The 24,654-nt window shown below is 69.9% G+C and carries 23 protein-coding genes; 11 read left to right on the top strand and 12 right to left on the bottom strand.

Going from position 1 to position 24,654, the window contains the following annotated elements; all coding sequences use genetic code 11:
- The first annotated feature begins 318 nt into the window (after positions 1-318).
- From AC5R91_RS00335 to AC5R91_RS00310, 6 genes are all read left to right on the top strand, one after another.
- A complete protein-coding gene (locus AC5R91_RS00335) occupies positions 319-525 on the top strand; it encodes a hypothetical protein (RefSeq protein WP_495395042.1) in 207 nt (68 codons plus the stop codon).
- Positions 526-808: 283 nt separating this feature from the next.
- Positions 809-964 carry a hypothetical protein gene (locus tag AC5R91_RS00330; protein WP_495395041.1) on the top strand — a complete coding sequence of 52 codons (156 nt, stop codon included), beginning with the start codon at positions 809-811 and terminating at the stop codon, positions 962-964.
- Positions 961-2,649, top strand: coding sequence for an N-6 DNA methylase (locus AC5R91_RS00325; protein ID WP_495395040.1), 1,689 nt, complete (start codon positions 961-963; stop codon positions 2,647-2,649). The genes AC5R91_RS00330 and AC5R91_RS00325 overlap by 4 nt, the downstream gene beginning before the upstream one ends.
- Positions 2,646-3,308 carry a restriction endonuclease subunit S gene (locus tag AC5R91_RS00320; RefSeq protein WP_495395039.1) on the top strand — a complete coding sequence of 221 codons (663 nt, stop codon included), beginning with the start codon at positions 2,646-2,648 and terminating at the stop codon, positions 3,306-3,308. The genes AC5R91_RS00325 and AC5R91_RS00320 overlap by 4 nt, the downstream gene beginning before the upstream one ends.
- A gap of 522 nt (positions 3,309-3,830) precedes the next feature.
- Positions 3,831-5,003, top strand: a complete 1,173-nt coding sequence (locus AC5R91_RS00315) for a toprim domain-containing protein (protein ID WP_495395038.1) — start codon at positions 3,831-3,833, stop codon at positions 5,001-5,003.
- A gap of 305 nt (positions 5,004-5,308) precedes the next feature.
- A complete protein-coding gene (locus AC5R91_RS00310) occupies positions 5,309-6,145 on the top strand; it encodes an aminoglycoside adenylyltransferase domain-containing protein (protein WP_495395037.1) in 837 nt (278 codons plus the stop codon).
- A 130-nt stretch (positions 6,146-6,275) separates the two neighbouring features.
- Here the strand turns inward: AC5R91_RS00310 and cutA are convergent, their stop codons facing one another.
- From cutA to AC5R91_RS00275, 7 genes are all read right to left on the bottom strand, one after another.
- On the bottom strand, positions 6,276-6,587 hold the full coding sequence (gene cutA, locus AC5R91_RS00305) for a divalent-cation tolerance protein CutA (RefSeq protein WP_495395036.1): 312 nt from the start codon (positions 6,585-6,587) through the stop codon (positions 6,276-6,278).
- A 62-nt stretch (positions 6,588-6,649) separates the two neighbouring features.
- Complete coding sequence (locus AC5R91_RS00300) at positions 6,650-7,786, bottom strand: hypothetical protein (protein WP_495395035.1); 1,137 nt, start codon at positions 7,784-7,786, stop codon at positions 6,650-6,652.
- Between the two features lie 2 nt (positions 7,787-7,788).
- A complete protein-coding gene (gene fxlM, locus AC5R91_RS00295; RefSeq protein ID WP_495395033.1) occupies positions 7,789-9,933 on the bottom strand; it encodes a methyltransferase, FxLD system in 2,145 nt (714 codons plus the stop codon).
- 26 nt (positions 9,934-9,959) lie between these two features.
- Positions 9,960-11,240: a lanthionine synthetase C family protein gene (locus AC5R91_RS00290; protein WP_495395032.1), complete on the bottom strand. Its 1,281-nt coding sequence runs from the start codon at positions 11,238-11,240 to the stop codon at positions 9,960-9,962.
- Complete coding sequence (locus AC5R91_RS00285; RefSeq protein ID WP_495395031.1) at positions 11,237-14,398, bottom strand: lantibiotic dehydratase; 3,162 nt, start codon at positions 14,396-14,398, stop codon at positions 11,237-11,239. The genes AC5R91_RS00290 and AC5R91_RS00285 overlap by 4 nt, the downstream gene beginning before the upstream one ends.
- A gap of 44 nt (positions 14,399-14,442) precedes the next feature.
- On the bottom strand, positions 14,443-14,607 hold the full coding sequence (locus tag AC5R91_RS00280; protein ID WP_495395030.1) for an FxLD family lanthipeptide: 165 nt from the start codon (positions 14,605-14,607) through the stop codon (positions 14,443-14,445).
- Positions 14,608-14,727: 120 nt separating this feature from the next.
- Positions 14,728-14,973, bottom strand: a complete 246-nt coding sequence (locus AC5R91_RS00275; RefSeq protein ID WP_495395029.1) for an FxLD family lanthipeptide — start codon at positions 14,971-14,973, stop codon at positions 14,728-14,730.
- Positions 14,974-15,218: 245 nt separating this feature from the next.
- Between AC5R91_RS00275 and AC5R91_RS00270 the strand changes: the two genes are divergently transcribed.
- From AC5R91_RS00270 to AC5R91_RS00250, 5 genes are all read left to right on the top strand, one after another.
- On the top strand, positions 15,219-15,425 hold the full coding sequence (locus tag AC5R91_RS00270) for a hypothetical protein (protein ID WP_495395027.1): 207 nt from the start codon (positions 15,219-15,221) through the stop codon (positions 15,423-15,425).
- On the top strand, positions 15,422-15,964 hold the full coding sequence (locus AC5R91_RS00265) for a DUF6879 family protein (protein ID WP_495395026.1): 543 nt from the start codon (positions 15,422-15,424) through the stop codon (positions 15,962-15,964). Before AC5R91_RS00270 ends, AC5R91_RS00265 begins: the two co-directional genes overlap by 4 nt.
- Before the next feature lie 6 nt (positions 15,965-15,970).
- On the top strand, positions 15,971-16,810 hold the full coding sequence (locus AC5R91_RS00260) for a helix-turn-helix domain-containing protein (RefSeq protein ID WP_495395025.1): 840 nt from the start codon (positions 15,971-15,973) through the stop codon (positions 16,808-16,810).
- 98 nt (positions 16,811-16,908) lie between these two features.
- Positions 16,909-17,091 (top strand): hypothetical protein, encoded by a 183-nt coding sequence (locus tag AC5R91_RS00255; RefSeq protein ID WP_495395024.1) that lies wholly within the window; start codon positions 16,909-16,911, stop codon positions 17,089-17,091.
- 301 nt (positions 17,092-17,392) lie between these two features.
- A complete protein-coding gene (locus tag AC5R91_RS00250; RefSeq protein ID WP_495395023.1) occupies positions 17,393-17,953 on the top strand; it encodes a DUF1932 domain-containing protein in 561 nt (186 codons plus the stop codon).
- A 137-nt stretch (positions 17,954-18,090) separates the two neighbouring features.
- Here the strand turns inward: AC5R91_RS00250 and AC5R91_RS00245 are convergent, their stop codons facing one another.
- From AC5R91_RS00245 to AC5R91_RS00225, 5 genes are all read right to left on the bottom strand, one after another.
- Positions 18,091-19,119 carry a phosphotransferase gene (locus AC5R91_RS00245; RefSeq protein ID WP_495395022.1) on the bottom strand — a complete coding sequence of 343 codons (1,029 nt, stop codon included), beginning with the start codon at positions 19,117-19,119 and terminating at the stop codon, positions 18,091-18,093.
- A gap of 84 nt (positions 19,120-19,203) precedes the next feature.
- Positions 19,204-20,625 carry a putative type IV secretion/conjugal transfer ATPase gene (locus AC5R91_RS00240; RefSeq protein ID WP_495395021.1) on the bottom strand — a complete coding sequence of 474 codons (1,422 nt, stop codon included), beginning with the start codon at positions 20,623-20,625 and terminating at the stop codon, positions 19,204-19,206.
- On the bottom strand, positions 20,625-22,250 hold the full coding sequence (locus tag AC5R91_RS00235) for an SCO6880 family protein (protein WP_495395020.1): 1,626 nt from the start codon (positions 22,248-22,250) through the stop codon (positions 20,625-20,627). The genes AC5R91_RS00240 and AC5R91_RS00235 overlap by 1 nt, the downstream gene beginning before the upstream one ends.
- 1,548 nt (positions 22,251-23,798) lie before the next feature.
- Positions 23,799-24,062: a hypothetical protein gene (locus AC5R91_RS00230; RefSeq protein WP_495395019.1), complete on the bottom strand. Its 264-nt coding sequence runs from the start codon at positions 24,060-24,062 to the stop codon at positions 23,799-23,801.
- Between the two features lie 426 nt (positions 24,063-24,488).
- Positions 24,489-24,617, bottom strand: a complete 129-nt coding sequence (locus AC5R91_RS00225; RefSeq protein ID WP_495395018.1) for a hypothetical protein — start codon at positions 24,615-24,617, stop codon at positions 24,489-24,491.
- Positions 24,618-24,654: the final 37 nt, after the last annotated feature.

Below are 24,654 nucleotides of genomic sequence, written 5' to 3'. Positions count from 1 at the left end.
CACACCTCAACAGATTAGCCACCTTCGGCAACGGATGTTGCCGATCACCCCGACAACATCCGTTGCATCAATTTTTGAGCCCCCCGGGACCGGACACCCCCATCGATGACAGTGTCCGCCCCTTCCTTATAGGCGCGACAACCCGTATTTCCGACAACAATCATTGTCGAAACATCGTCCCGCATGCGACAATCACACTTGTCGTCCTGGATACGACAACCATACTTGTCGTTTTGTGCGCGACAACCACACTTGCCGTCGGCTCGGCGGATTCACTGCCCGCCCGGCTGGAGCGGTAGCCGTGCACGGAGAACGGGAGTGAACGCCGTCGCCGCGATCCTGGCCACGGCCACGGTCCCGGTCCTCGTCGGACTGCTGCTGCGCTACCTCCCCGACGCGGTTCTGACCCTGCTCGCCGGCCTGATCGCCCTGTTCAGCCGCAATCCCGTACGCAGCCGCCGCGCTATGGCGCTCCTGCGCCTCCTGCGCGCCCGCACCGACAACTCGCCCCACCCACCACCATGATCGACACCATCGCGAGATGGTGATCACCAAACGAGGCGTCGGATCGACCGCCCGCCGCGATGCGCCCGTCACCTAGACTGGCGAGCAGTAACAGTTTTTCGCGCACGGATGCTGCGCGTCGCGAGTGCGCGGGGTCGACTGCCAGCCTTGGTTCTGTCGCCAGGAACAGAGAGTGCCTGGCTGCGAGAGGTCAAGCGGGCTGTGCCCGTCCACAACAGGAAGCAGGAAGGCGGATCCGGTGGTGTCCAGGGCGCTCACGCGCACGAGGGATGCGGGACAGACGATGCTCGCCACGCTCGGTCTGTCCGACGGCGCAATCATGATCATGGTGGTGGTAACGGTGGTAGCCCTCTTTCTGGCGTGGGTGGTCAGCAGTGACGCGCGTACCCGGCGGCTGTCCAGCCTGATCCGGTCACGACGGGCAGGCACGCGGCGATGACAACAGCGGACGACCGGATATCCCGGATCGAGGCGGCCCGGGCGGCCGAGGTGGAACCGCCGGCGGTGAGCAACTGGGCCCGCCGACACGCGGATTTCCCGGCACCGTCGTACACGACAGGACAGGATCTCTACTCCGTCTCCGCGCTCGCCACCTGGCTCGACTCACGGCGCATTCCCCGTAACGCCCTGCACAGCAAGGAGCCGCTCGGCACGACCTACGGCCAGCGGTTCCGGAAGAACCTTGGCCTCCCCTCACCCACCCCGACCGAAAGGGTCCCACGACACAGCGTGATGCAGACCGACGACGCACTGGCGAAAAACCTCTGGGACCCGCTCGAAAAGATCTGGGGCCCCGTCGACTTCGGAACGAACCTCGAACTGGTGCTGTCCCTGCTCGACCTACGTCGCTCGGACACCATCCACTGGAAGCAGCTAACCAGCACAAAAGGAAGAATCGGTGATTTCCTCGGGAAGGTGCTGCCTAGGCAGGTGGAACGCTCACCCGGCCTCTCCGGTGTTTACGCCGGGATCCGGCAGGAGCGATGGCCTGACGAGGACCTGACACAGCTCATCACCATCATCGAACGCGCCGCCCCACGCGAATCCCCGGACACCATCACCGGCGACACGTTCGAGGCCGCCGCCTGCCGGTTCCTCCTCGAAAAGGTCGCCGCCACCCACGGCCGACGAGGAAAGGAGTACTTCACTCCACCGCCTGCGACACGCGTGATCATGGAGCTAATCAATCCACAGCCCGGTGAACGAATTTGCGACCCCTGCTGCGGCACGGGTGAACTCCTCGTAGCCGCGGGCATCCACGCCCAGCAGCCAGACCACGCCACGCCCGACCCCCAGCTGCGCGGCTACGCTCTCGATCACCAGTCCTGGCGGCTGGCCACGCTCAACGCCGCCATCCACGGGCTGACCGTCGATCTCGACGGCCATCCCATCAAGCCGCTCTGGCTGCGGCACTCACCAGCCGTCCACGACGTCGTCGTGATGAATCCGCCGTTCAACACGTCCGGCTGGAGCGACGGCGACCCCGCCGAACAGCCCTACTGGGAGTACGGCCCGCCTCCAGGACACAACGCCAACTTCGCCTGGCTGCAGTACGCCGTCTCGATCCTCGACGAAGGCGGCCGCGCAGCGGTCGTGATGCCCACCATCGCCGCGACCATCGACAAAGCCGGCGAAGGCGCGATCCGCGCAGCAATGATCACCCGAGGAGTTGTGCGCTGCATCATCGCGCTCCCCGACCGTCTGTTCCGCGAGACCTCCATACCGGTCGCCCTGTGGATCCTCGGCAGACCGATCAGCAGCCAGCACGACGTGCTGTTCATCGATGCCCACCGAACCGGCGTCATCGTCGACCGCACCCACCGAGTACTCGCCGACGCCGACCACGCCCAGATCACCAGCGCCTACCAGGACTGGCTCCGCAGCCCCCCCGGCACCTACACCGGAGTGGCCGACTTCGCCGCCACCGCCACCCCCAGCCAGATCCGAGACCACGGCTACCAGCTCAACCCAGCGACCTATCTCACCACCGACCCGCCCGCCATCGACCTCCACGACACCACAGCCACCCTGCGCGCCCTGCAACAGGAACTCGACTACCAGCACGAACAAGCCGCCTACGCCGACAACGCGGTCGCCCGACACCTCAGGTGGATCAATCTGTGAACACACTCCTCGGCCCGGTGCCCGACACCTGGACCGCCACTACCATCGGCGACACCTGTCTCGTCCAGGCCGGCCCCTCCGGCACCACCTACCGCCGCGCCGACCGAACCCCCACCGGAACCCCGGTGATCACACCGATGGACATCCGGGACAACCAGATCATCCTCGACAACTGTCACACCGTCGGCCCCGAGACCGTCTGCAGACTCAGCCGCTACACCCTGCAGCCCGGCGACATCATCTGCACCCGCATCGGCGAAACCCGACGCCACGCCCTCGCCGACGAAGACCACACCGGCTGGATAGACCACACCCGCTGGCTACTCAGCGCCGCCTGCATCTTCATCCGCCCACAGCAGGCGGTACTCCCCAAATACCTCGACCACTACCTACGGCACCCCCTCATCCAGACCTGGATAACCCAGCGCATCACCGGAGCCGCCGTCCCGACCATCACCGCCGAAACCCTCCGCACCCTCCCCCTCGTCCTGCCGCCCCGCGAGAGCCAGCACGCGGTAGCCGACACCCTCGAAGCACTCGACAAAAAGATCACAGCGCACAGAAAGATCGCCCAGATCGCCACGGAGATGCGCGACACCCTCACGCCCGCACTCCTCACCGGCGCTATCTCCCCGGACGGAACGACGCCCTACGACTGACCCAACCCCCATCAAGATCAGCCGATGGCGGCTGGTCGCAGCTCGTCTGGACCAGCCCGCCTCGTCCGAAGGGACGATTCACTGACAAGATCAGATCAGATCGGGGCGGCGGCGGTAGGGCTGCCGGAGCACCAACCACGTTTCCGCGATCACGCGGAGATCTCCTGGCCGCTCCAGCGCAACAACCGCTCGCTGGCCAGGACGCCGGGATGGTCGTCGCCGAGGACCCCGCGGCGAGCCGCGGCGTCCTCGCCCGACACGCGCGCCCCCCATGATCTCCGAGGTCGGCCGGCGAAGCGGTCAAGGTTGATGGGGTTGCTGTCGTGGAGGTGAACTCCAGGCACCGCAGCTCGACCTGATTGATCGCGTCTTCGTCGACATCAGCAACGACCGCACCGACCCGCCCTTGTCTTGGGGGCCTGCCGGGCTCGAGAAACGTCCCGCTTCCGCCTTCCGGATCCGGCAAGCTTATTCACACAGCGCAGGTGAGTCCGTCCGCTCCGGAGAGGACGCTGCCGCGAGATGCCGACAATCGATCGCGACGCCGTCCTCGACGCCACCGACCTCGCCGCCCTCGCCACCGAGATCTGCGGCGAACCCCACGGCCGCAGCCGCGGTACCCGCTGGCACTGCCCGAACCCAGCCCATCCAGACGAACACCCCTCGATGGGCATCTTCCAGGGAGTCCACGGCCGGTGGCGGTGGAAATGCCACGCCTGCGGCGAAGGCGGAACCGCCATCGACCTGCTCATGACCGGCGCCGGCATGACCGTGCGAGACGCCCTCCTACACCTCGCCGACCGGGCCGGCATCCCCGCCGTCCAGCACTCCGCCGCCCACCGTCTCCGCCGAACCGCCCAGCTCACCCCGAGGCCAGCGATCGAACGGCCCGCCGCGGTGAACCCGGCGATCGGCGAGCTCGTCGCCGCCGCCGCCGACCTCCTCTGGCAACCCGTCGGCAGCGGAGCACTCCGCTACCTACACAACCGCGGCTTCACCGACCCGCTCCTCACCGCGAACCGCGTCGGCTTCGACCCCGGACCCCGCCAGTTCCCTCGCCCGGACGGACTCCCCCACCAAGGCCCCGGCATCGTCTTCCCCGTGCTCCACCCCGACGACCACCGGCCCGTCTACTACCAGCTCCGCTACCTCAGACCCACGCACCGCCGCCGCTACGACCAACCCGCCCAGGACCTCGCCCCCAACCCCAAACTCGCCCACCTGATCACCGACGGACCCACCCACCCCGCCATCACCGTCATCTGCGAAGGCTTCCCCGACGCCCTCACCGCCGCCCACAACGGACTCGCCGCCGTCGCGCTCCTCGGCACCGGCCACGCGAGCCTCACGGGCACCCCAGCCCTCGCCCGCCGCCTCGCCGACGAACGCCCCAACTCCACGTTCGTCATCTGCTTCGACGACGACACCGCCCTGAACCACGACAAGACCCCCGCCGGCCAGAACGCCGCCCTCCGCCTCGCCGACGAACTCGCCCAGCGCGGACAGCTCGTCCTCAACATCCAACCCCCCACCGGAATCAAGGACCTCAACGCCTGGTGGCAGCACGACCCCGACACCGTCCGCGTCGCCTTACGAAGTCTTCCCGAGGCGCTCGAGATCCCGTTCCCGACGCCCGCGCTTAATGGACCTGATCTCACCAACACTCCGTTGTCGGACGTGCCCGAGGGCCCGTAAACACCCTTGGCCGCAGTCCCCGCGCCGACGGACGAGATGATGGTAAGGACCGCCAGCACAGGGCAAGCTCGGTGGTCCGGCCAAGAGACCCGGGCTCCACGGAAAGCGCCGCGGAGAAGCGTGCCGGCTCTGTCGCCGCCAATCAGGATGTCCCCCCACACCACAGGGCGGAACACAGGTGTCAGACCCACGATCTTGACGCCGTCCACGGCGCACAGGCGGATGCCTGAGGCACAAGTGCGAGACGGCCGCCGCGTGAGCCCCGCCCCGCAGGGCACCTCGGCCCGGGCCGACAATCACGGGTCATGGGCCTGCCTGCTGCGGTACGTGATGCCGTGGACGCCTACCTGCTCGCGGTCGATGCCATAGATCCCGATCTCGTGGAAGGCCTCTACGTGATCGGGTCCGCGGCCCTGGACGATTTCCGTCCCGGGGCCAGCGACGTCGATTTCGTCGCCGTCACCACCACGGCCCCCGCAGACCAGCAGGTCGCGGCGTTGACCCGCATCCACGCCCACCTGTCCCGCCGCCCGCTCCTCGACGGGATCTACACCACGTGGCTCGACCTCGCCCGAGATCCTGGACAGGCATCGCCAGGACCGCATGCCCACGGCCGACGGTTCCATCCGCACTGCGACCACCAACGCCACCAGGTCACCTGGCACAGCCTGGCCCGCCACGGCACGGCAATCCGCGGCCCCAAGCCTGCCGAGATCGACATCACGGCCAGCCGAGAGGAACTCGCTCGCTGGACGCGCGGCAACCTCGACGGCTACTGGCGGCGATGGTGGCGCCGCGGCTCACGCCTACCCACGCCCGCCGGCCTGGCCTGCCTCACCTCACAGGAGTCGGCCTGGGGCGTGCTCGGTGTCAGCCGGCTCCACCACACGCTCACCACCGGTGAGATCATCTCCAAGGCGGCGGCAGGAGAACACGCACGGACCACCTTCGAACCACGGTGGCATCGCATCATCGACGAATGCCTACGCATCCGGCGCGCCGATCAGCGCCGGTCCCTCTACCGCAACCCCCTCACCCGACGGACCGAAGCGCTGACCTTCGTAGATATGGTCATCAACGACGCACCCCGACCCACGGGAACCGGCTCACCGCTCTCCCCGCCCTCAACCCGCCGGTATTGACAATTTCTCACTGTTGATCGGTTCGGCCTGGATAGCGAATGATGCGGGCTCTTTGCCGTCTCGACCTGCGCCGCGCGCTGCCCTGCGCCACGCGGGAGACGCTGGATCGGGTGAAAGTGCTCGGGTTCAGCTAGGACTGGTCGGGTTCCGTCGTCCGGTGTACCCAGTCCAGATATGGCTTCGCCCCTTCCAGGATCGGCACCGCGATAATTTTCGGATTACTCCACGGATGGTGGGCCAGCAGGTGCGCCTGCAAATCCGGGTATCGATCGGTACGAGTCTTCAGGAGGAGCTGCCACTCCTCGCCGGACCCGAACTCACCCTGATGCCAGAACACCGAGACCACCGGCCCGACGATCTGCGCACCCGCGGCCAGCCGCGCCCGCACAGCGGACCGAGCCAGGTCCACGGCCGTCTCACGGGTCTCCGTCGCCGTCGACACCTGAGGCTGATGCGGCGGCCGCGTTGGTTCGGCCTTGATCGCCGGCGCTCGTGACAGCGATTTCAACCTCTGACTAACATCCCATCCGGCTGGCGGGTCAGGTGCTGTCGCATCACGGCCTCGCTCGTCTCGACCGCTGCCATCAGGTCCGTGCGCAGGCTCGCAGGGATGATGCCGCATCCGATACCGGCAGACTGCGCGACCGTGAACAGTTCGCCGCGCTGCTCACGACTGAGCGCGGCACGACATCCTTCATGATCGAGGATGCTGCGAGCGGCGATCCCGTCGCCGACAACCAGCGCCTCTTGGACGAGGCGGGCGGCGGCCGGGTGAGCGGCGGGTGATGTAGCGCTGCCGGCGAGGTCGATCACGCTGAGTCCGAGCCGGGTCTGGAACACGACGAGGTCGGTCGCCGCGGGCACCTCAAGATAGTTCTGGACCATGAGCACGACGGCGCGGTCGGCCGTGCGCCGGGCGGATCGGTGGCGCAGCACGGTCAGGCAGGCGGCGACGGCGCGTTCCCAGGGTTCGGACGTCTCGCTGTCGTCGAGAATCGCTTGGGCCGCGGTGAGCCGGCCGGCGGCGCAGTGTGCGAGAACGGCCGCCTGCCGTCCGTCGAGCAGGCGCCGGCCGACGCCGCGCTGTTCCTCGGCGAGCGTGGCGGCGCGCTCCCACCGGCCGGCGGTGGCGAGTGCCCTGGTGCCGTCTGCGAGCAGGACGGCCCACAGCCAGCGGCACAACTCGCGATGCTGCTCCTGCGGCGCGGCGAACTGCTCCCCGGAGATGGGGATGCCGTCGACGATAGTGTCGCCGCGGTCCCTGATCACACGGAAGAGCGCGTCGAGCAGGTCATGGGCCCGTTCGCCGTGGCCGTCGCGGATGTGTAGGCGGGCGAGGTTGACCAGGGGCTCGAGCGCATGGCGGGCTGTCCGCCCGTCCCATGGCCCGGCCCCGTGGTAGACGTCGAACTGCCGCCGGCACAGGGCGCGGGCGAGGTCGGGCAGGCCGACGTCGCTCGCGATCAGGGCTGCCTTGTTGTGGGCCTCGGCCGCCAGCGTCACCGCATCGGGCCCAGAGCTGGCCGTCGCGGACCGCGCGAGGGCGCTCACCTCACGGATTCGCGTTTCGAGCGGCGCGCAGATCGGTCGCGGGCGGGCGACGAGCGGGAACCGTCGGCCGGCCGAGATCAGGCGGTTCATCGTCACTCCCACGAGACCGCGAGCGAGGTGTGCCGGCGATTGAGAAGGAACCGGCCGGGGCGGGTTGCTTCGCGGGCCCCGTCGGGGTGGAGTTCGATGCGGACGTCGCGGGCTCGGTAGTCGCGGTTCCAGCGACGGATCTCGTCTGCGACCCGCTGGGCGAGCCCGTCGCTGTCCGGGCCGTGGGCGAGGATGCCGACCTCGTTCATCGTCGTCCCGTCGGCTGCCCGCGCAGCGGCGCGCAGGGTGAGGTAGGCGACGCTGTCCTTCTCGATCGTGGCCATCGCACCCCAGCCGAACTGCGGTGTCACCAGGCCGCGCTCGACGGCCCGGGGCTGGACGGGCATGCGCGTGAGTCCGCCGTCCAGGGAGCAGGCGAGCCACAGGTCCATCCACTCGAACGGTTCGGGGGCCGCGAACAGCACCCCGGTCCAGACTCCGGCTGCGGGCTGGTCGAGCACGCCGAGCAGATCATCCGGGTCGAGGGTGTGCTCGCGGAAGAGCTGCACGGTGACGTCGCCGTCGTCGGTCAGCTCGGCGATGCGCCGCGGGTCGTCGCCGATGCCCCGCAGTGGCATGAACGAGGCCATCTCGATCGAACGGCTGTGCCAGACGCCGTCGCCCCGGTCGAAGGCGATCGACCGGGCCACCGCCCCGCGTAGCCGCACCGGCACCACCAGCCGGCCGCGCGGGGCCACTTGGTCGAGCCACGCTGGGGGCACGTCGAAGGCACCCACAGTAGCGATCAGCCGATCGTGGCAACCGCCGGCCGGAGCGCCGAGCGCGCCATCGCCGAGTACAACCTGCACGTCCCCGCGGGCAGCCTCGGCCAGGTTCCGTCGGGCGCCGGCGACCAGGTCCTCGTCCACGTCGATCGTGGTGACCTGGCCCTCGTCGCCGGCCAGATGAGCGAGTAGCGCCGAATTGTAGCCCGTGCCCGCGCCGATCTCCAGGACCCGCTGTCCCGGCTGTACGTCGAGCTGTTCCAGCATCATCGCAACGATCGTCGGCTGGGACGCGGCGCTGATCGACACGCCGGCGCCGTCGCGTTTGGTGTAGACCGGCTCGTCGGCGTAGGCATCCTCGAGGGTTACACCTGGGAGAAACAGATGCCGCGGCGCCGCGCGCATCGCGGCCTCCACCGCGTCACTGCGCACCGTACCCGCCTCGCGCAGCCGGTCGATCAGCTCATGGCGCAGCCGAATGGCCGCAGCCGTGTCCCCGACGGGGCTGTGCGCGGCTTCGGCGGCCGGCGCGCGGTCGGCGGGCTTGGTGGGCGCGGGCGCCGTGACACCGGCGATGTCGTCTTCCGCCATGACTGCCTCTTTTCCCAGGGTCGCGAGGGTGGCCTGCTCGGCGTAGGCGAGGCCGAGCCGATTCCAAAGGAAGATCACGTGATGGGTGAGGACGGCGCGCAGGCCGCGTTCCAGTGCTCCGCGCGATGCGAGGTCGGCGAGCTGCTGTCCGGCTCGGTCGAAGCCGGCGGACCAGTCGGCCAGGCCGGCGAAAGGGCCGCGTTCGGCCAGCCGGCTTCCCGGGCCGGCGTCGACGGTCATGAGCCGGCGAACGGCGGACGTCAGTGCACGGCGGCGTTCGGCGGAGAGCGCCGTCGTCGCATCCGCCGGTCGGTGCTGGGCGACTCTGGCCCAGACGTCGCCCTGTTCGTACCAGTCCAGGCCCGCGCCGCGTAGCAGCACACTGGTCAGCAGGACGGCCAGTTCACGCCGGCCCAAACCGGGCTCGTCCCGGCCGGACGGGCCGGACGGGCCGGACGGGCCGGACGGGCCGGCGAGGTAGTCCAGGATGTGGCGACTGTCCTGGGCAAACAGCTCGTGCGCCACGTCCATACCGGCGGCTCCGCCGAACGCGACGGCCTCCGGTTCGTAGATCCCCGCCGTCCAGCCGACCGCGTGCCCATCCGCGACCAGCTCGTCGAGCAGGTGGCCGATGAGATCGCGGGCTTCGTCGGTGGCGGGGAGGTAGCGCAGCCGCCAGGTCGGCATCTTGCGGACGAAGAACCATCCGGCGAGCTGGCCATCCGCCAAGGCCGCGAGCAATGCCGGGCGCAGGTGCCGCACCGCGGCAAGTTCCGCGGAACGTCGGTCGGTGAATTCGATGACGGCCTGCTGCCAGACGCCAGGATCCATCAGGTGGGATCTCCCGTCCGGGCCAGTCAGTTGATCAGTAGGCATGCGTCCCAGCCAGAGTCGGAGGGCGGGTCGTTCTCGACGCCGTGCAGGGCCAGACCGATTCCAGCGAGGCCTTCGAGCAGGCCGAGACGGTCGAACATGGCCGCCCCCGGCCCGGCGGCGAGGTCGGAGCCGGCTCCGTCGGCGCGCATGGTAGCGAGCACGTTGTCGAGCAGGCGGGGAACGCAGGCGGCGAGGTCCGCCGTGGTCGCGTCCGCGGCGACGTATCGGGCCAGGTGGAGCAGCCCGGCGTGGCCGTGGCAGAGCGACGCGTCGACGGTCGCGGCGAGCTGGGCCGGATTGAGCAGGGCGCTGGCGAAGGCCTGTTCCGCCATCTGCTGACGCTCGGTGTCGGCGGTGGCCAGGGCCGCGAGTTGCTGGGCCCGGACCAGACCAGGAGTGCCGTAACACCAGGACAAACGCGCCGGTCCGGGCAGGGCCACCCGGCCGGCGCGCAGCTGCGCCCGGGTCACCCAGTACGGCCACCACGGGCCGGACTCGCCGTCCTGACGCCAGTGGTCAAGCCAGTCGCAGATCCGCCGGATCGCCTCACGCTGACCGTCGACGAGGATGCCCCGCCGGGCGGCGAGGGACAGCATCGCCAACGGACCGCCGATCCCGTGCGCCATCCCAACGTTGCCGTGCCCGCCCGGGAACTCGGGTGCGAGGCGGCCGGTGGGGGCGAGGTCGGTCCACCAGCCGGGCAGTGTCTCGCCGTCGTCGGTGATGGGTTCGGTGAGTCGGACGAGGTACTCCAGGATGACGCGAACGAGGTCCGCTGTCGGGTCGCGGCGCAGCAGATGCGCGCCGATGCCGGTAAGGCCGCGGATGGTGTCGAACTCCGCCAGCGCGGGGAGCTCCCCGGCATCGATGCGCTTGTGGGCGCGGTCGAGACGCCGCCGGGTGGCGGTGGCAATGCGGCGGTCGAGAAGCTCGAGCGCGCGGGCGTAGCGACCGCGTGGATCCGCGGCACCGTGCAAGGCGAACGCGAGCGCAGGGGCACCGTGGTAGAGGTGGCTGCCGTCGCCACCGCTGATCTCCTGCCGGGTGGCGAACCGGAGCCAGTCGTGGGCACGCTGCCAGGACGCTAGTTCGCCGCGGGCGCGTTCGACATGGAGCAGCGCGATTCCGGCCGCGCCATGCGCGAGCGACTGCGGCCACCAGCACGAGGTAGCACCCAGGTCCCCGACGTCGGCGGGTGAGGCCAGGCGATTGGCGATGAGCGCGCTGAGTGCCGCCGCGCCTTCCCGGTGCTGGCCGGTCATGTGCCGCTCCGGCTGGCCGGGACAGTCGCGTAGGTGCGGGCGGTCCAGGACAGGGCCGCGGCGCGCGCCAGGTGCAGGCCGGTCCGTTCCTCGGCAGGGTCGATGCCGACGGCCCGGATGTGATGGGCGTGCAGCAGCGCGATGAGCACCGCGTCGGGGTCCATGTCCCAGGTTGCGGCGAGCAGTGCCCGGTAGCCGGCGAGCGCCCGATCACGGCGCTGCCAGCCGTCGATGACCTTCGCCCCGCCTGGCGCGGCCCGCAGCGTCGCCCAGCCGTCGCCGGGGTCGGCGAGCCGGACCGCTTCGGTTAGCAGGTCGCGTGAGGGTGTGGCCGGCGACGACGGTCTCGCGTGCCTGACAAGCCAGCTCATGCCGGCGTCCAAGCTGCCGGTGAATCCGGCGGCGATCGCCACGAGGTGGGCCGCGGCCAGCGCCAAGGCCGACGGTCGGTTCGCCACTCCGAACTGAGCGACCAGCGTCTGCGAGTCGGTGGCGAAGACCTCCTCGGCGGCTGCCATCCGGGCGCCGTCGCCCCACCGGCCGACTTCCGGGCGGTAGGTGGCGAACTGGACGTCGCGCAGCAGGCCCAGACTCCGAAGTCGGCTCGCCCAGGCGCTGACGCGATGCGCAGCGGATCCGAACTCTGCAGCGTCGGTAAGCGCGATTCGCAGGCGGAGGTGCCACTGCCCGTCCGGATCGCGGTATCTGATGAACCACCACGGGGGTGTCTCGTTCCACGTCGCGAGCAAGGCGGGCAGATGCTCGCCGAGGACCTCGGTCTGCCGCGCCGGGTGCCCGTACAGCTTGGCGTACAGCCACGGCGACACTCCAGGAAGATGATCATGATCGCGGTTGAACACACGCGGCCGAGACGGGACGGTCCGCGGCGGCGCCGCCCGATCCGCGGGAGAGGTGGCGATCAGCGGGACCACGATCTCGTGGGCGCGTCCCCCGAACCAGCCATACGCCTCCGGGGCCGGAGCCTCGGTCACCGAGGCGACTTTCACTCGGTCCAGATGATCGCGTAAGAGCGCGCGATGGGCGGCTTCCCGCAGATCAAGGCACAACTGTCGGTCGCCGTTGCCCACCAAGACGTGGTCCGGCAGCCGGCGACGCACTTTCCACGCGGCCCATGCGTCCTCCCAGGCCGGCCAGGATGCGCCGCGCCCGGGAAGGGCCGCCGCGGTCAGGCGCCAGCGGGCGGGAGACAGCACCGCACGGCGATAGATGAGGCGCGGCAGGAACGGCAGGCGGGCAGCCGCGCCCCAGTCGACGTCGGAGACGACGGCGGCCTGCGACCGGACGATCTCGGTGAGGAAACGGGCCAGCGGCGGGGTGTGGGCGCGCAGGTCGAGGGCGTGCAGCATTGTCGGTTCCACCGGCCGTCCCCGGGACAGCGAGATCAGCGAAAGCCGCCGCCCGTCGCTGGTCACCGCCAGGTCCGACAGGGGGATCACGTTGTCGGACGGCTCGCGATGCTCGCCCAGACCGACCACGGCGGGCAGCAGTTCCGGAACACGGGTCACCTGCGCGCCGCGCGGGTCCGGCGCCGCGAAGGACAGCTGTGCGGGCAACGCGGCCGGATCGTCGACGGACAGCTCCGCGAGAACGCTGGACAAGGGCTCGCGCTGCGCGCCGGTGAACGTTTCGAGGAATCGGCCGGTCATCGTTCCGGCGGCACGCGCCATCGAGACGACGGCCAGCTGGAAGGCACCGCCGTCCATCGCGGCCCTCGACTCCGCGTGCAGCTGGAAACACAGCTCGACGTGTGGCGGCACGCGCATCCGCGTCGGATCCTGCATCGCGAGTTCACCGAGCAGACCATCGTCCAGAACGATCTCCTGGCGTCCATCCAGCGCAGCTTCCTGGGCCAGGGCAAGTAGCCGCTCGTCACGGGTGGAGTGCGACGCAGGCTCCTGCCGTTCCCGGGCGCCGTCTCCCGGGTAGCCGGCCGGAAAGCCCAGCCCGACGTCGGCATCCACCACCTCGAGGAGTGGCACGTGGCTGCCGATGCCATAGGTCTCGAAGAAGCGGATGTGGAAGGACTGCCACGCTGGCGGGCCAGACGGGTAGCGGGCCAGGCGGACCAGCGCCGAGGCGGCGGACTGCACCTCCTGCGCCACCTCCCGCGGGAGGACGACCGTGCAGTCCATGAGGAGATCCACCGCCACCGGCGGACGCTCCGATACGCGCAGGGCTGCCATACGGCCCGACGCCTCCATCCGGATGCGACGCGCGGCCGCAGCCGTCGGGGCATGACGGTGGCCCGCCAGGTCCGCCCTGATCTCTCGCAACCGGTCGAACGTCTCCGCCACTTGCGCGATGTCATCGGCGCTGGCGGCGGAAAGTTGGTCCACGAGATGTCCGAGCGCGTCGGTGATGGTGCTCAGCGCGCGCAGGCCGCTGACCAGCACGCGCCGTTCCACCAGGTCCGCCACCAGGTCGACGATCGTGTCCGTCGGCGCGGCGGGAAACTCGGCGGCGAGCTTTGCCGCGAGGTGCTCCCCGCGGATCGGTGACCGCGCCGCCTCGACCGCCAACCGCACCGCCGCCGTGTACCTCAACGACACTTCGACCGGCCAGGCCCCGGTGCCGCCGGCCGTCTTCGATCGGGCATCCGCCTGGTAGGGCACGACGAGACGGCTGCCGCGCGCGAAGGCCACGTTGCTGGCCATCAGCGGCAGACGCTCCAGCAGCGGGCGGCATAACTCCAGCCCCGCGATTACCTCGTCGAGCCAGCCCGCGTCGACCCGGGCAACACCGCGGTGATCTTCTCCCCAGCGGACCATGACCCCGAGACCGAACGAGGCGGGCGCCACCCCGGCGAACAGGCCGAACGGCGTCGCGCGGCCGGTCATCCGCGCCAGGTAGCGGGCCGTCGAGAGCACCACCCGCCGAACGCGGCGAGGTTCTGGATGTGCAGCCGCGCAGGCCACCTCGACGGCCCGCGCGAGGCCGGGACTGGCGAGCTCGATGGCTGTGGCGATGTCGTCATTGGCCCAAACCTGACGCAGCCACCCGCACCAGCGCTCCACCTGGCCGGGAGAGTGGTCGTTCGGTTCGGGCCAAGCCGGCAGCGCCAGGACCGCATGCGTGGCGGCGCGCAGGAGTGGAGCATCCGCGCAGCGGTAAGGCCGCCCGCCGTCGCGCGACGTCATCTGCCCCTCTCCCGTCTGTTGGTCTCGATGGCCCGGCAACTCGATCAGCCCATGTTCGTAGCGCACGCCTTCGGGCAGGTGGAACCACATCCGTCGTCGGTCAGATTGATCAGTGCCGCAGCCGTGTCACCTGCCTCGATGACGCGGATGTCCAGGTCGAACGGGTCGACCTCGATCTCGACCGGGCTGCCCTGCGTAGTCGTACTCATCGCGTTTCCTCCACTGTGGCGTCTCTGCCGACTCCGGCTCGGACTGACTGACCTAACGGATCTGCCTTGCACGTTCTCGACCACGTCGAGAGGGTCGGTCGCCAACGATCGGACTCTCTGCTATCTGCTGCTGACGCAGGAGTTCGGGCAGGTGGCGCCGCAACCGCCGTCCGTCGTGAAGAGCAACCCCCTGATCCCGTCGCCGGCCTCCGCGACGCGGATGTCCAGGTCGAACGGGTCCAGGTCGAACGGGTCCGGCTCGAGCATCTGGTCGGCTCGCGGGTCGGACGGCAGCTGCGACGAGCCCCGTGCGTCGACCATCGCCCGCGGGCGCGCCACCGATGGCGTCGAAAGATGAGTCAGCACAACACGACCTCCTTCAAGGATCTTCCGTTCGCGATCAACAAGTGACCGCGGATAGGATCGCATCTATTCGCATAACTAGCAAGAGTCGGCGCGCCGTCGCCGGCTCCGGCCGATGCCGCAGCACTGCCGGGAACCATCTATGCGGCAGGAGAACTGGACTACAGTCCAGCATGTTGACCGATCCGCGGCACGGGAGCGATACTCCCGGCGAGACGGATAACAATGAATAGGAGAGGATGACTCCCATGGCTCTACAGCAGGTGGCCGGCAGTTGCGATGACGTGCAGACCTGCCCCGGCGTGTTCGTCGAGGGCGACGACGTCGTGGTCCAGGGCTACGAGATCGGCGGCGACACGCGCGCCCAGCTCACCCTCGCGGCCGACGAGACCGCCGTGCGCCTACCCCGCCAGCTGATTCTCGACGCGGCCCGCCGGCTGACCGAGGGCGTATGACTCCCGCGCAGCTCGTCGCGCTCTACAGCAGCTTCACCAGCGAAGCCGTGCGCCTCGAGACCCGCCAGTACTATGCGGTGCCCGGCGACGCCGACCGCCAACGCGCCTACCGCGAAGGCCTACCGCTCCCCGCCCGCCCGGCGAAGTCTGCCACCGTGCAGCTCATCCGGGACGCCGTCGCCGCCGGCAAGACCTTCGCCCGCGTCCACATCGTCGACCAGCCCCTGAGCGACTACGTCCGCTACGAGTTGGACGCCGCCTACCCGGAGAACCACGCCGCCGGCGAACAGGTCTGGATCGTCGACCGCACCAGCCACCCAGACCTTGCCACCGCCCACCGCGACTTCGCCCTGTTCGACCGCGACACCGACCATCCCAGCCTCGTCTGGTACGACTACACCCCCGACGGCCACCTCGCCGGCTACACCCCCGGCACCCCGGGCGACCTCGCCGCCTGCACCAGCCTGCTCACCCTGGCCCGCGCTCACGCCCTGCCCTATGCCGAGTTCATGACCTCAGAATTCCGGAAGTCCCACTAACCACGGATGAGCGGCTTCGGCACCCCCGCCCTACGCGAACGTCTCGGACGCTCGCTCGGACGCCTGCGCGCCGCCACCGGACTGTCCCAACCCCAACTCGCCCGCCACCTCGGCTGGTCACAACCCAAGGTCTCCCGCGTCGAAGCGGGAAAACAGCGCATTACCCTGCGCGACGTCGAACAGTGGTGCCAGGCCACCGGCGCCACCCCGCAGCAACACGACGAACTCCGCGCCCTCGCCGAAGAAGCCCTCCTCGGACCGGCGTCCTGGGACAAGGCCGGCGACCCCGCCACCCTGCGCCAGACCACCGCCGACACCGAAGCCAAAGCCGGCCTCATCCGCAGCTACCAGCCCGCCATCCTCCCTGGCCTGCTTCAAACCGCCGCCTACGCCCGCCAGGTGTTCTCCGCCGGACCAGACGGCCCACCACCCGACCTCGCCGAACGCATCCTGGCCCGCCTCGAACGCCAGCGGATCCTCTACGACGACGCCAAGCGCCTGGAATTCGTCATCCCAGAAACCGTGCTCCGCTGGCCCTTCGGCTCCCCCGCCGAACACGGCGAACAACTCGCCCGCCTCGGCGAGATCATCAACCGGCCCAACGTCGACCTCCGCATCCTGCCGATGGCCGCAGCACCCGTCTGGCGCACCAGCGGCTTCGTCCTCTTTGAAAACCTCCCCGACACCGACCCCTTCGTCCACATCGAACTCCTCACCCGACCCGTCAACATCGACGACCCCACCCAGGTCAACACCTACCGCCAAGCATTCCTCCGCCTTCACCACGCCTCCGCCACCGGCAGACGCGCCGCAGAAATCATCGACCTGGCGAGAACAGATCCGTGAGGCGCCCTCGCCGAAGCCGGCTGCGCGAAACCGCCCGAGTGCGGGCAGGCACACTGAAGACCCGCGCCACCGGCCACCTCGGAGACGAAGCAACGATGATGGACGCGCGGCGGCACGCTGGCCAGACCCGCGACGACATCGTCGACGAGGAGCCGTCCCTGTCTCGACTCGGCCTCGCCGCCCGACTCGAGCGATCGGCCTTCGACGGCGCCGCAATCCTCACCATCTGTGCCAGCGCCGCGGACACCCCTGTCCGTACCGGCGACACCGCAACCGCGTGAGTCTGCAGCGACCGGCCGTCGGCCTGTTGCATCCCGGGACGATGGGTGCGGCCGTCGGCCGGCAGGCCACCCTGGCGGCGCGGGTGCTGTGGCTGCCGAATGAGCGCAGCGCCGCGACGGCGGATCGTGCCACGGCCGCCGGACTGGAGCCGGCGCGGGATCTCGTTGCGTTGGTTCACGACGTGGACATCGTGATTTCCCTGTGTCCGCCGCAGTTCGCCGCCCAGGTCGCCGCAGAAGTGCTGGCAGCCGGTTTCCGCCGCGGGCTGTTCGTCGAAGCCAACGCGATCACCCTGAACGGATGGCATCGATCGGCGAGGCGTTCGCGCAGGCGGGGGTCCGCCTCGTCGACGGTTCGATCATCGGGCCGCCACCCACCGAACCCGGCACCACCCGCCTCTACCTCGCCGGCGCCCCCGAAGACACCGCCACCGTAGTGGACCTGTTCGCGGGATCAGCCTTGGCGGCGGTGCCGATCTCCACCCGACTCGGCGCAGCATCGGCACTCAAAACCGCACAGGCCGTGTTCCAGAAGGCCAGCCGCGCCCTCGCCGGACTCGCGCACGCCCTCGCCGACCATTACGGTGTCGCCGACGTCCTCACCGAGGAAGGACGACGGCGCAGCCGGCCCATCCTCGCCGAACCCGACTACCTGCCCTCCGTCGCCGCACGCGCCTGGCGATGGTCACCCGAACTCGCCGAAGCCGCCGCCGCTCTACGCGCCGCAGGCCTGCCCGACACCATGATCCGCGGCGCCGAAGAGATCCTCGACGCCTGGTCCACCTACCGCGACGCCCCACCCGACGAGGTCGACGTGCTCTTCACCCGCCTCCGAGGAGAAGGCGCCAAACCCACCGAGTAGCGCACCTTGAACACCGTGAACTCCCGCAGCCGCAGCCGCAGCCACCGCCGCCGAAGCCGCGTTCGCGGCCTCCCGCGGTTCGACACCTCAAGAATCGGCTGGCGTTCAGTTCAGAGCCTTGCCAGTCGGAGCGGCGTTCATGGCCGGCGCTCGGGCAGCGGTTGCAGTGAGGGCCAGCGGGTGAGCATGCTGTCGCGCATGGCCGCGGCGAGCTGCCCCAGTCCTTCCAGCTCGCCACCGTCAGCGGTCATCCCGCTGAGAACTCCGAGACGATAAACGAGCCGTTGGCGCGCCGTCGCCGTGCCCCAACGCCAGTCACGGCGCGGAATTTTGGCCAGCTGGTCACGGGTCCCCCGCCGGGCCCGCTCGACCAGCGCGTCGCCTCGCAGCAGCCAGCCGGCACATGCGTCGGTGAGATCGCCTGAGACATCGAGACCGGTCTCCTGGCGCCATACCGCACGGTAGGCGGCCTCCGCCGCTTCCAGCAACGGCCGCGGCGGGGCAGTGACGCACCAGCATGTCGGGAACCCGATACGCAGGTAGGCGAGTTCGGTGAGCCCGTCGCCCAGCACCGCCTGCTCGAAATCGATGAACCTGACACCGCTGCTGGTGTGCAGGTCGTTGCCAGGGCAAGGGTCGCCGTGCAGCAGGGCGCTGCCCGGGCAGCGTGCCAGGCGGCTCACGAGGCCGTCCAGCTCGGCGCGTACCCCGAGCGGCGCAGTAACGCCGAGCGCGTGGGCCAGCCGGAGGAAGAAGTCGACGTCGTCCTGGGTCGCGCCGGACCAGCCCGGCAGGACGCCCGTGTCCTCGACTCCTGTGGAAGCGTGAAGCCGAGCCAGCGCCTCGGCGTAGGCGACCACCCAGTCCTCCCGCGGCCGCTGATGCTCCAGATATTCCAGAGCCAGGACCCGCTGGTCCGGATCGGTACCGAGGAGCCTCGGCACCACGGGCGGGTCAACGCGGGACGCGAGCGTCAGCGCCGCGATCTCGCGGGCATACCTCTCGGCGGCTCCCGGCCCGTCGATGAACTGCTTGACCACCACGGGTATGCCGGACAGTTCCACCCGCCACACCCGTGACCGCGGACTGCTACCCAGCCGGCGAGCCCGCCGGGGTGAACCCAACTCGGCCCGCAACCTCTCCCCCAGCGGCAACGGCAACCACATGGTCTCCATCCTGACGAGTCGGCGTAGCGCGCATCGCCAGGACGCTCGAAGATCACGACCACCCGAACACCGGCCACACAGTCGTCACCCCTCTTGAGGCGTCATGCCCCCAGAACCGCGGCCAAGGGTCCCGCTCCGCGGGTAGCTCGAGCGGCGGGTGCCGGCGTGCATGGCGGTGTCGGTGTCGGCGAGGGTCCATTCGCCGGGGGTGATGAGGTGGTCGACGAGGGCGGTGTGGGGGCCGATGTGCCAGAGGGCGGTGAAGGGTGGGAGGTCGGCGAGGATGGTGGCTTCGGTGGCGGTGAGGCCGAGGTCGGTGAGGAGGTGGCCGACCTGTTCGGGGTTCTGGTGGAGGTAGACGCGGACGGAGGTGGTGTTGAGGAGGCCTTCGGCGATGCGGCCGGTGGCGCTGCCGGTGTCGACCTGGGAGTGCAGGTCGGCGATGGCGTGGGTGATGAGGATGTTCGCCGCGCCCCATTGGCGGCCCAGGCGCCACTGGTCCTGGAGGAATTTGACGATGGCGAGGTCGTCGAGGGCGATCCATGCTTCGTCGAGGATCATGATGGTGTGCTGCTGGGTCTGGCCGTACATGATGGTCTGGAGCCAGCCGGCGGCGGCGGTGAGGACGAGGCGTAGCGCGCGGCGGTGGGTGAGCAGGGCGGACAGGTCGAGGATCAGGCCGGGGGCGTGATCCCACAGGCCGGAGGTGGTGGGGCCGTCGCAGATGCCGCGCAGGTCGTGTTCGAGCATGGTGGCGCAGGCGTCGAGCAGGGGGCGGCGGCGGTCGAGGAGCTCAGCATGTGTGGTGTCAAGGTCGGTGGCGAGCCGATGGTCGGGGTGGGCGAGGAGCCGGCGGACGTCGACGAGGGTCGGGGTGGCCTGCTGTGTGGTCAGCTGGCGGGCGACGGCGGTGAGCAGTCGGCGTTGGCCGATGGGGAGTTCGGTCTGGTCGAGGGCGACGGTGAGCAGGGCGGTGAGGACGGCGGCGCGGCGGGCTGCCTGGTCGTCGAGCCCTTCCCCCGTCACCACAGTGTTGATGTTGGTGCTGGGTCCGGTGTCGAGGGGATTGACGCGGAGGTTTCCGCCGGGGCGCAGGCGCAGGGTGGCGAAGCCGAGGCGATCACCGAGACGGGTCCATTCGCCTTTGGGGTCGATGACGGCGGTGAACCGGGGTCGGCCGTGCAGCGCGGACAGGGCTGCGGCGCGGTGCACGTAGGACTTGACGATCGCGGACTTGCCGTAGGCGCCGGCGCCGGAGACGACCATGTTCGGTCCCTGGATGAGGCCGGCTTCGTAGGCGTCGATGATGTCGAAGTGAAACGCCCCACCGGCGAGCCGGTTGGCCCCGAGGAAGGCGCCGCGGTTGCCGAGATCGGCTTCGATCGACCAGGGGTTCACCACGCCCAGATGCGCGGTCGTGGCGACGTTCCACGGCAGCGCCAGTCGACGGTCTCCTGGTCTGCGTCGTCGGGGTCCTCGGCCGCGTCGGGCGGTCGGAGGGGGCATCAGGCTGCTCCGGTGAGGATGGGCCGGCGGGGCACGAGGCCGAAGGGGAGGGTCGCGGCCCAGGCGGTGTGATGCCGGCCGTGCAACGGGCGGAGGTCGACGATGCCGCAGCGGGCAGCCAGGTCGACGACGGCGGCGGAGGCGTCGGCGAGGTCGTCGCGGCTGGGCGCGGTGACGTCGAGGAGGCCGAGATAGGCGTACTCGGGGTAGCCGGCGGTGAGTTCGGCGTCGCGGCGGTCGATGTCGTCGTGTGCCTGGGTGAGGTGGACGGGGACGCGGAAAGCATGCTGGTCGCGCAGGTGGACGGCGGTGTCGATGGAGACGCTGTCGCTGTTGATGCGCCGACGGGAGACGCGCCAGGGCACCGGGGCCATCGCGACGGCGAGGGTGCGCACGCCCGGAACGTCGTGGAGCAGCGGGTCGAGCCAGCCTGGGCGTAGGCCGCCGGTGGGCCAGCCGGCGATCCAGAACGCGCGATGCCAGGTGGCGCCGATCTGCACCGCGTCCCACCATGCCCGCATCGCGAGGCCGCCCGGCGGCAGCTGACGCGTCGTCCGACGTCCGCCGGCTGCCAGAAGGCCGGCGCGGGTCGCGAGGCCCGCAGGCGAGGTGTTGTCCGGCTCGGCTTCCCGGTTGGCGGGCGCGGACGACACTGGGTCGGCGTGGTCCAGCACGGTCTCGGTGAGCTCGGCGGTGGACAACAGGCCGCGCACGTGCAGACCGGCGGTGGCACACCGGTCGGCGAGCGCCTCGGCGGCGGCCAGCGCGGTGTCCCGCAGATCAGCTTGGCGACTTCCCCGTGCCGGCCGAACGGTCAGCCATAGCCGAAGATCGTGCTGGGTGAGGGAAGGCTGCGCCTCGGCCAGCATCCGGCGGTACTCCAGCAACGCCACCAGTGGCCGAGACGGCTGCCGCGGCCGGGCCGGCCCCGCCGCATCCGACCGGAGGGGTGGATCGCCGGGGAGTTCCACAGCGGGTGCCGGTCCGGAGCGGACGGTCCACCCGAGCTGGGCCACGGGTGCCTCCCGCGCGAACTGGGTCAGCACTCGGGCCCAGCCGGCGACCTGCCGGTCCTTGCCCGCCCCGTCGAGCAGTCCGAACGGGCCACCGCGCACGTCGAGAACCACGGTGATCAGCCCGCTGCGCCCGTCGCGGACCAGGCCCGCCGGTTCCCCGGTCCGGGTCGGGACACGGCAGCCCGACGACGCCGTCACCAGCTCCATCGACCGCGGCAGGCCGGGAAGATTCGATTGCCCAGTCTCCCGACCGGCGGATCTCCGCCTCACCGCCGCCGACACCGACCCAACCTTTGCGCGGCGCACGCGATCGGGATCGGGATCGGGATCGGGATGTGCGCGACGTTCGCCGCGGGCGTGCAGCGCGTAGCCGACGACGACCGGTAGGAGATGGGCCAGGGGTTCTCCGCCAGCACGAACGAACGCGAGCAGCAGGCAGGTGGCGAGTGCCCCGACCCCCGCCGTCGTGCCGAGGCCGCCGCCCAGCAAGGTTGGACTTAACGCGAGTCCCCCGACTCCTAGCCCCACCAGGAGGACCTGCGAGACGCTGGCGCCGAACAGCGCCGTGCCCGCCCGGCGCGGGACGAGATGATGCTCCGGTCCGCTCATGATTCGGGCCGGCCCGCGACGGGACCTGTGTCTCCACCCGGCCGGGTGGGGCCCGCCGGCGGTCGGCGCCGCCAGCCGGGCGGTGCCCCGACGGGCCCCGGTCGAGCAGACCCGCCGCCGGCTGCGGTGGGCGTGCGTGGCGAGCCTGGGGGGCCGGCGGGCCCCGGAGGCCCGGCCGGTCCAGCCGGGCCCGAAGTGCCTGCAGGTCCGCGGTCGGGCTCGGCACCGCGGTGTGGTGGGGGTCGCCGCGGACCGGCCTGGCCCGGCTTCCCCTCAGAACTCGCCCGACCGCGCCGGTCACCGCCAACGGGCTCGGGACTCCCGGGTGTGCCGCCGTCGCCGCCCGGTCCGTCCGTGTCCGGTTGCGATCGGGTCTGCTGTGGTCTGGGCTGTTGTGGCCTGCGCCGCCTGCCCTGTCCCGGGTCGGGCAGGCTCCGGGGCTCCCCAGCGCCGCCCGGCCCACCCGATCCCGGTCCGCCCCGACCGGCCCCCGGCGGCGGCCCGGTGGCCGGGCCGCCCCGCCGGCCGCTCCCGCCACGCCCGATGCCGCCACGGCCGCTGAGTGCCTGTGCCCAGTAGGCGGTCTGCACCACCTGCATCGCCGCCCGAAACGGCGCCCTAGACACCCCCTGCGCTACCACGTACGCCTCCGCGATCGGTATCAGCCGCCACACGACAAACGGCATCAACGCGGCAATACCGATCACCGCCATGCCCGTCAGATATCGGCCCCACCCACTCGGCGTCGCCCGATCCTGGTCCGCCGCGATCAGATCCTCACCGACCCGCAACGCCACGTAAATCGCCGGTTTCGCGAAGGAGATCGCCACCGTCATCTTCACCATCTGACCCGCCGACTGCCGCGCCGACGGCATGGTCATCCCGGCGAACGACAAGGGCGCCAGCGCCGTCACGATCATCGTCAACGCGTTACGGACCACGAGTTCCAGATAGATCATCACCACCGCCAGAAACACCAACCCCGTGACCATCAGGCCTGGGATGTCTCGAGACGGCGGCAGCGATACGACATCCAGTATTTCCTTCACGCCGCCGTTGTCATACAGGACCGCGGCAGCGATGCCGTCCGTGAGAGTCAGCAGCTTGTCGACGAACCAGGGGAAGCCCAGGATTGCAAGCACCGCCAGCGGAAGATCCCGTACCACCCGCGCCAACGCCCGGCCCGGCTCCCCCGAAAACATGGCCGCCGCCACGCCCAGCGCAGTCGAGCCGGCCAGCAGGAGGCACGAGATCGACGCCACCGTCTGATAGGAGCCACCCTTGCCCAGGAAGAATGCCGCGGTCACCTCCGGACGTGTCGACGTCGATCCAAAACCGCCGATCAGCGACTTCGTCTCCTCTCCCAGAGAGTCGACGAACCAACCGATCATCACCTTGACGGCTTTCTCCGCTACCAGGCTGGGACCCTCACGCAGATAGCTGAGAAAATTCATCCGGGCGGGCCCATCAAGGTAGTAGCCGAGACAGTCAGACCCACCAGAAGCCTGAGATCGGGGAGCAGGCAGCCAGAGCGGCGAAAAATTGGGATCACTGGGCAAGCCAGGAGATCAGATCCGGGGCATAGACGATGGCGATGGCACCGCCTCCGCCACCCAGAAGCATGGCCATGCCGCGGATCCCCGATGGGCCCGCCCCGGTCATCCGCGATAGTCCGAGCGCCGCTCCCCCGATGATCGCCGTGGCAATGCAACAGGCCAACCCGACCTGCGCGCCCGTGTCCAGCAGATCCAGAATTCGGTCCTTGACCGGCAGATCATGCCAGTCCGGAACCACCTGGATCGGAACCGGCATCCGACCACCCGCCTGCGGCCGAGCGCCGTCCGCCATCACCGCCGTCGACGTCCACGGCCCCGGCATCGGCCCGGCCCCGGCCCGTCTGATCTCGGCCGAAGCTGGGGCGCCACCGCCGCAGATCGTCGCGACACCGCAGAGCAGGCCCACCATGATCCATCGCCAGCAGGCAGACCAGCGACGTCGGCCAGGACCGCCGCGCTGGTGAAGACCTGACGGTCCGCGTCGAATCACCATCAACACCTCCGGGAGTGCAGGTACCCCTCGCACCCCAGCTGTGTGAACCAGCACCCTCGAACCGGAAGGGCTCCCTGCCATCCGTGAACGAGCAGATGGTCAGCATGATCGAAAATCGCTTCGAGTCGTCGGTCCGCCGCTGCTCACCTCAGGCCGCGCACACCCGTGCGTCCATTCGTAAAGATCGTCCTAACGGCCAGTCCGACGCACCCGCCGCCACGGGATGTCGGAGGGCGGCATATCCGATGCCGCTGCCAGAATTTCTTCATCAATATCAAGATCGATGTCGACGCCAGTGACATACGCCAGATCAAGCATGAGTCGCACAGTCAGTAGTGGACTCATCCTCGAGCCG

The organism is Frankia sp. BMG5.60 (assembly GCF_059428125.1).
Note: the sequence above shows the minus strand (reverse complement) of the source record. Positions and strands in the feature narration are given on the sequence as shown.

Coding starts and splice junctions, on each gene's coding strand:
- AC5R91_RS00330 (WP_495395041.1), top strand. CDS start 809: ATGCTCGCCACGCTCGGTCTGTCCGACGGCGCAATCATGATCATGGTG.
- AC5R91_RS00325 (WP_495395040.1), top strand. CDS start 961: ATGACAACAGCGGACGACCGGATATCCCGGATCGAGGCGGCCCGGGCG.
- AC5R91_RS00315 (WP_495395038.1), top strand. CDS start 3,831: ATGCCGACAATCGATCGCGACGCCGTCCTCGACGCCACCGACCTCGCC.
- AC5R91_RS00310 (WP_495395037.1), top strand. CDS start 5,309: ATGGGCCTGCCTGCTGCGGTACGTGATGCCGTGGACGCCTACCTGCTC.
- AC5R91_RS00300 (WP_495395035.1), bottom strand. CDS start 7,786: ATGAACCGCCTGATCTCGGCCGGCCGACGGTTCCCGCTCGTCGCCCGC.
- fxlM (WP_495395033.1), bottom strand. CDS start 9,933: ATGGATCCTGGCGTCTGGCAGCAGGCCGTCATCGAATTCACCGACCGA.
- AC5R91_RS00290 (WP_495395032.1), bottom strand. CDS start 11,240: ATGACCGGCCAGCACCGGGAAGGCGCGGCGGCACTCAGCGCGCTCATC.
- AC5R91_RS00285 (WP_495395031.1), bottom strand. CDS start 14,398: ATGACGTCGCGCGACGGCGGGCGGCCTTACCGCTGCGCGGATGCTCCA.
- AC5R91_RS00280 (WP_495395030.1), bottom strand. CDS start 14,607: ATGAGTACGACTACGCAGGGCAGCCCGGTCGAGATCGAGGTCGACCCG.
- AC5R91_RS00270 (WP_495395027.1), top strand. CDS start 15,219: ATGGCTCTACAGCAGGTGGCCGGCAGTTGCGATGACGTGCAGACCTGC.
- AC5R91_RS00265 (WP_495395026.1), top strand. CDS start 15,422: ATGACTCCCGCGCAGCTCGTCGCGCTCTACAGCAGCTTCACCAGCGAA.
- AC5R91_RS00260 (WP_495395025.1), top strand. CDS start 15,971: ATGAGCGGCTTCGGCACCCCCGCCCTACGCGAACGTCTCGGACGCTCG.
- AC5R91_RS00255 (WP_495395024.1), top strand. CDS start 16,909: ATGGACGCGCGGCGGCACGCTGGCCAGACCCGCGACGACATCGTCGAC.
- AC5R91_RS00250 (WP_495395023.1), top strand. CDS start 17,393: ATGGCATCGATCGGCGAGGCGTTCGCGCAGGCGGGGGTCCGCCTCGTC.
- AC5R91_RS00245 (WP_495395022.1), bottom strand. CDS start 19,119: ATGTGGTTGCCGTTGCCGCTGGGGGAGAGGTTGCGGGCCGAGTTGGGT.
- AC5R91_RS00240 (WP_495395021.1), bottom strand. CDS start 20,625: ATGCCCCCTCCGACCGCCCGACGCGGCCGAGGACCCCGACGACGCAGA.
- AC5R91_RS00235 (WP_495395020.1), bottom strand. CDS start 22,250: ATGAGCGGACCGGAGCATCATCTCGTCCCGCGCCGGGCGGGCACGGCG.
- AC5R91_RS00230 (WP_495395019.1), bottom strand. CDS start 24,062: ATGCCGGTTCCGATCCAGGTGGTTCCGGACTGGCATGATCTGCCGGTC.
- AC5R91_RS00225 (WP_495395018.1), bottom strand. CDS start 24,617: ATGCTTGATCTGGCGTATGTCACTGGCGTCGACATCGATCTTGATATT.